A 5,638-nucleotide genomic window follows, 5' to 3' on the forward strand; every position below is an offset into this window, starting at 1 on the left:
AAAACGTCTGGACCAGCCGGCCCGGCATGGAATACGCCTGGTTCAACAACGTCGAAACCAAGCCCGGCATCGGTTACCCCAAGGAGTGGGAAAACCAGGACAAGTGGAACGGCGGCTGGGTACGCAAGGCCGACGGCTCCATCGAGCCACGCCAGGGCGGCAAGTGGAAGCTGCTGATGCGCATCTTCTCCAACCCCAATATGCCGCAGATTGACGACTATTACGAGCCCTTCACCTTCGACTACGACCACCTGCAGTCGGCGCCAGAGATGAAGGCTGCCCCGACGGCGCGCCCACGCAGCCTGATCACCGGCAAGCGCATGGAAAAAATCGAATGGGGTCCGAACTGGGAAGAGATCCTCGGTGGCGAGTTTTCCAAGCGCAGCAAGGACGCCAACCTGGCGAACTTCGACCAGGTCCAAAAAGATATGGTCGGCCAGTTCGAAAACACCTTCATGATGTATTTGCCGCGCCTGTGCGAGCATTGCCTGAACCCGGCCTGTGTGGCGTCCTGCCCTTCGGGCTCGATCTACAAGCGCGAGGAAGACGGCATTGTGCTGATCGACCAGGACAAGTGCCGCGGCTGGCGCATGTGCGTTTCGGGCTGCCCGTACAAAAAAATCTATTACAACTGGAAGAGCGGCAAGGCCGAAAAATGTACCTTCTGCTACCCGCGCATTGAAGCCGGCCAGCCGACCGTTTGCAGCGAAACCTGCGTGGGCCGAATCCGTTACCTTGGCGTGGTGCTGTATGACGCCGACCGCATCCAGGAAGCGGCCAGCGTGGAAGACGACAAAGACCTGTACCAGGCCCAGCTCGACATCTTCCTGGACCCGAACGATCCGAAGGTGATTGAGCAGGCACGCAAGGACGGCATCCCCGAAGCCTGGCTGGAAGGCGCCCGCCGCAGCCCGGTCTACAAGATGGCTGTGGAGTGGAAGGTGGCGCTGCCGCTGCACCCCGAGTACCGCACGCTCCCTATGGTTTGGTACGTGCCGCCGCTGTCGCCCATCACTTCGGCGGCCAACGCTGGGCATATCGGCGTCAATGGCGAGTTGCCGGACATTGCGCAGATGCGCATTCCTGTGCAGTACCTGGCCAACCTGCTGACCGCCGGCGACACGGCGCCGGTGATCCGTTCACTGCAGCGCATGCTGGCGATGCGCTCCTACCAGCGCAGCAAACACGTGGACCAGGTGCAGAACCTGGCAGTGCTGGAGCAGGCCGGGCTCACCGTAGCCGAGGTCGAGGAGATGTACCACATCATGGCGATTGCCAACTACGAAGACCGGTTCGTGATTCCGAGTTCTCACCGCGAATATGCCGAAAACGCGTTCGACATGCGCGGCGGCTGCGGCTTTACCTTCGGCAACGGCTGCTCCGACGGCGCCAGCGACGTCAGCCTGTTTGGCGGCAACAAGAAACGCACTATTCCCATCAAGGTGGAGGTCTGAACCATGGCACTTTTCAACAACACCCCTGCTGTGGCTTCGAAGAGCCTGCGCGTGCTGGCCCGGCTGCTTGCTTATCCCGACGCCGAACTGCGCAGCCATCTGGGCGCGCTGCGCGAGGCGCTGCACGAAGAGCGCGCGCTGGAGCCACAGCGTCTGGCCGAGCTGGATGCACTGGTCGAAGCGCTTGCGCTTGCGCCGGCGCTTGAGACCGAGGCGGCTTATGTTGAGTTGTTCGACCGGGGCCGCGCCACATCGCTGCACCTGTTTGAGCATGTGCACGGCGACTCGCGTGATCGCGGACCGGCCATGATTGACCTGGCGCAGACCTACGAGAAAGCCGGCATGTACCTGGCCGAAGGTGAGATGCCGGATTTTCTTCCGGTGGTGCTCGAATTCACCTCGACCCAGCCGCCGCGCGAGGCGCGCGCGTTTCTGGCCGAGATGGCGCATATCTTCAACGCGATTTTCGCGGCGCTGCAGCAGCGCGAAAGCGGCTATGCCTCCGTGCTGGGTGCCTTGCTGGAGTTGGCCGGAGAGAAGGCCCAGCCGGTGCAGATCGCGGCGGAAGAACCTATTGATGCAGTCTGGGAAGAGCCGGTCGTCTTTGACGGCTGCTCGTCCAAGGGCCAAGCCAGGCCGGACCAGCCGCAACCGATCCACATCGTGCCGCATGTGCGCAAGGCGCAGCCTACTCAAGGAGTACAAGCATGAGCCCCGGACTTCACGGATTTCTTTTCGGTGTCTATCCCTACATCTGCCTGACCGTGTTCTTGCTCGGCAGCCTGATCCGCTTTGACCGCGACCAGTACACCTGGAAAAGCGACTCCTCGCAGTTGCTGCGCACCGGCCTGCTGCGCTGGGGCAGCAACCTGTTCCATGTGGGCATCCTGTTCCTGTTCTTCGGTCATCTGGTCGGCCTGCTGACGCCGCACGCGGTGTATGGCGCTTTCATGGACGCCGCGACCAAGCAGCGCATGGCAATCTACGCGGGTGGCACTGCCGGCTTCATCTGTTTCATCGGCCTGTCGATGCTGATTTACCGCCGCATGTTCGATGAGCGCATCCGCTACACCAGCCACAAGACCGACCTCGCGATCTTGTTGATCCTGTGGGTGCAACTGGTGGTGGGCCTGATCACCTTGCCGTTTTCCTGGGGACACGCCGATGGCAGCGTGATGCTGATCCTGGCCGAATGGGCGCAACGCATCCTTACCCTGCGTGAGGTGGACTCTGCCGCGCTGGCCGTTTTGCCCTGGCCCTACCGTTTTCACATCGTGTTTGGGATGACCATCTTCCTGCTGTTCCCCTTCAGCCGCCTGGTTCATGTGTGGAGCGGCTTCGGATCGGTCGCGTACCTGTTCCGTCCCTACCAGCTCGTGCGCAGCCGCCGACTGGGCGTTCCCGGGGCCAAGTCAGGCAGCAACCGTTAAACACCGAGAGCCGGATCACCACCATGAACATCTCATCCTCCCCCTCCCCCCTTGCTGCCCAGGGCTGTGGCAGCGGCGCGTGCCAGTGCGGCAGCCCTGCCACTGCGCCGGAGCCGCCGACCGCCAGCGTCAACGGCATCACCCTGCACGCCCTCGGACAACGGCCCGACACAGCCACCCTGCGCGAGCTGGCCTATGCCGAACTGCTCAGGCAGGAGGCGGTGCGCCAGGGCCTGTTCCTGAGCCACGCCGTGTCGAGCGCGCCCGAGCTGGGCCAGGCCGAGCGCGAAGTCATCGAGGCCATGGTGGACCAGTCGGTGCAAACGCCCCGGCCTACCGACGAGGAGGGCCGGCGTTATTACGAAGCCCACAAGGCGCAGTTTCTGGTGGGCCAGGCGCTGCATGTGCGGCACATCCTGTTTGCCGTCACGCCCGGTGTCAACGTTCAGGCGCTTACCGTACACGCCGAACGCGCCCTGCTGGAGTTGTCGCACAAAGGCGTAGCCTCCGGGCGTTTTGCGCAGCTGGCGGCCGAGTTGTCCAACTGCCCGAGCAGCGCCCAGGGCGGCGACCTCGGCTGGATCACGCCCGACGACTGCGCGCCCGAACTGGCAACGGAACTGTTTCACCTCCAGCATGCGCAAACCGGCACCGGCGTGCATCCGCGCCTGTTCCACACACGTTTCGGTTTCCACATCATTGACGTGCTGGAGCGCCGCAACGGCACCCAGCCCGCCTACGAGGAAGTGCGCGAGCGCATTGCGGCTCTGCTGACCATGCAGTCGCGTGCGCGGGCGCTGCATCAGTACATGAGCCTGTTGGTGGGAGAGGCGGAGATTGAAGGCATCGCCCTTGAGGGAGCGGATTCGCCTCTGGTGCAATGACGGAAAACGCCGCCCCGGCAGACGAGCTGCTGCTGCGTTTGCGGCGTTTTCACTCCGACTACTTTCCACTTCATCAGCAGCGTTTCCAGGACCTGGTGGCGCAGGGGCAACACCCCAAGACGCTGTTTATTGGCTGCTCGGACTCGCGCGTGGTGCCCTACCTGCTGACCGGCGCCGGCCCGGGTGAACTTTTCATTGTGCGCAATGTGGGGGCATTTGTTCCCCCCTACGACGGTTCGCATGGGCTCCATGGCACCACGGCGGCCATCGAGTTCGCGGTTCTCAGCCTGCACGTCGAGCGCATCATTGTCTGTGGCCACAGCCACTGCGGCGCCATACGCGCCGCTTATGAAGGCGTGCCCGAGGAAGCGGTGGCCTTGCAGGCCTGGCTCAAACTCGCCAGCGAAGCCTTGCTGCCGGTCCAGGCCAGCCCCGAGGCCCTGCGCCGAACCGAGCAGCGCATTGTGGTGCTGCAGCTCGAGCGCCTGATGGCCTACCCCATGGTTAGACGCGAGGTCGAGAAGGGCACGTTGACCCTGCATGGCTGGCACTATGTGATCGAGGACGGCGAAATTCACATCTTTGATGTACGGCAAGGAAGTTTTGTGCCCGCTGCGATAGCCTCCAACAGCGGCACTGGCCCGTACCAACCTTATGTGGAGCACGATGGACAAATCATCAGCAACTGACCTGGCCTCCAGGGCCGGCATCGACCCGGCCGCGGCAGCTGCAATATTGCAAACGCTGGCCCGTGATTCGGGTCTGCGGTCCTGGCAGCTGGGCGGCAAAGACCTGATTCCGGTGGTGCAGGGCGGCATGGGTGTGTGTGTGTCTGCGGGCGGCCTGGCTGGTGCCGTGGCCCGTCTGGGCGGGGTGGGCACGGTGTCTTCCGTGGATCTGCGCCGCCTGCATCCTGACCTGATGGCCAAAACCGGCCACCTGGACAAAGAGCCCGATGCGAAGGCCCTGATCAATGCGGCCAATCTCGAGGCACTGGACCGCGAAATCCGCCGTGCGCGCCAGCTCTCGCAAGGTCGCGGCCTGATCGCTGTGAACATCATGAAGGCGCTCGGCGCCTACGAAGACTATGTGCGCCAGGCACTGGCCAGCGGCGCCGATGCGCTGGTGGTCGGCGCGGGCCTGCCGCTGGATTTGCCGGAGCTGGCGCGTGACTATCCCAAGGTCGCCCTGATTCCCATTCTGTCGGACGCGCGAGGCGTGCAGTTGCTGGTGCGCAAGTGGCAAAAGAAAGGCCGCCTGCCCGATGCCATCGTGATCGAGCATCCCGGGCTGGCCGGTGGCCACCTGGGCGCAGCAAAAGTTGCCGACCTGCACGATCCGCGTTTCGATTTCGAGGTGGTTATTCCGCAGGTGCGGGAATTCTTCAAAACGGCCGGCATCGAACGCGAGATTCCGCTGATTGCCGCTGGCGGCATCAACTGCCGGGACGATATCCTGCGCCTGCAGGCCCTGGGCGCGTCGGCCGTGCAACTGGGTACGGCTTTTGCCGTCACCCAGGAGTGTGATGCCGACCCCGCCTTCAAGAAGGTGCTGGCCGAAGCCAAACCGGAAGACATGGTGGAGTTCATCAGCGTCGCAGGCCTGCCCGCGCGCGCGGTACGCACGCCCTGGCTGGAGAAGTACATCCGGCTCGAACCCAAGCTCCAGGCGGCGGCCCATGTCAAGGCCAAATGCAACCTGTCGTTCGATTGCCTGACCCATTGCGGCCTGCGTGATGGCGTGGCCAGCATGGGCCAGTTCTGCATTGACCAGCAGCTTGGTCATGCCTTTGACGGGAATGCGCGCAAAGGCCTTTTCTTCCGTGGTGCTGCCCGGCTGCCGTTTGGCGACCAGATCCGTTCGGTGCAAG

Annotated in this window: 6 protein-coding genes; all 6 read left to right on the forward strand. The window is 63.4% G+C overall.

Features of this window, described 5'->3' with window-relative positions; translation table 11 throughout:
• On the forward strand, positions 1-1,454 hold a 1,454-nt coding region (gene narH / locus ABI660_RS22800; protein WP_348072442.1), incomplete at its 5' end, for a nitrate reductase subunit beta.
• Positions 1,455-1,457: 3 nt separating this feature from the next.
• Complete coding sequence (gene narJ / locus ABI660_RS22805; RefSeq protein WP_348072444.1) at positions 1,458-2,165, forward strand: nitrate reductase molybdenum cofactor assembly chaperone; 708 nt, start codon at positions 1,458-1,460, stop codon at positions 2,163-2,165.
• A complete protein-coding gene (narI, locus tag ABI660_RS22810; protein ID WP_348072446.1) occupies positions 2,162-2,884 on the forward strand; it encodes a respiratory nitrate reductase subunit gamma in 723 nt (240 codons plus the stop codon). Before narJ ends, narI begins: the two co-directional genes overlap by 4 nt.
• 23 nt (positions 2,885-2,907) lie before the next feature.
• Positions 2,908-3,768, forward strand: coding sequence for a peptidylprolyl isomerase (locus ABI660_RS22815; RefSeq protein ID WP_348072448.1), 861 nt, complete (start codon positions 2,908-2,910; stop codon positions 3,766-3,768).
• Positions 3,765-4,457 carry a carbonic anhydrase gene (locus tag ABI660_RS22820; protein ID WP_348072450.1) on the forward strand — a complete coding sequence of 231 codons (693 nt, stop codon included), beginning with the start codon at positions 3,765-3,767 and terminating at the stop codon, positions 4,455-4,457. Before ABI660_RS22815 ends, ABI660_RS22820 begins: the two co-directional genes overlap by 4 nt.
• The coding region (locus ABI660_RS22825) for a nitronate monooxygenase family protein (protein WP_348072452.1) at positions 4,435-5,638 on the forward strand (1,204 nt) is incomplete at its 3' end. The genes ABI660_RS22820 and ABI660_RS22825, both read left to right, overlap by 23 nt.

Origin of the sequence: Polaromonas sp. (assembly GCF_039930745.1) — a bacterium.
GTDB lineage: Bacteria > Pseudomonadota > Gammaproteobacteria > Burkholderiales > Burkholderiaceae_C > Polaromonas.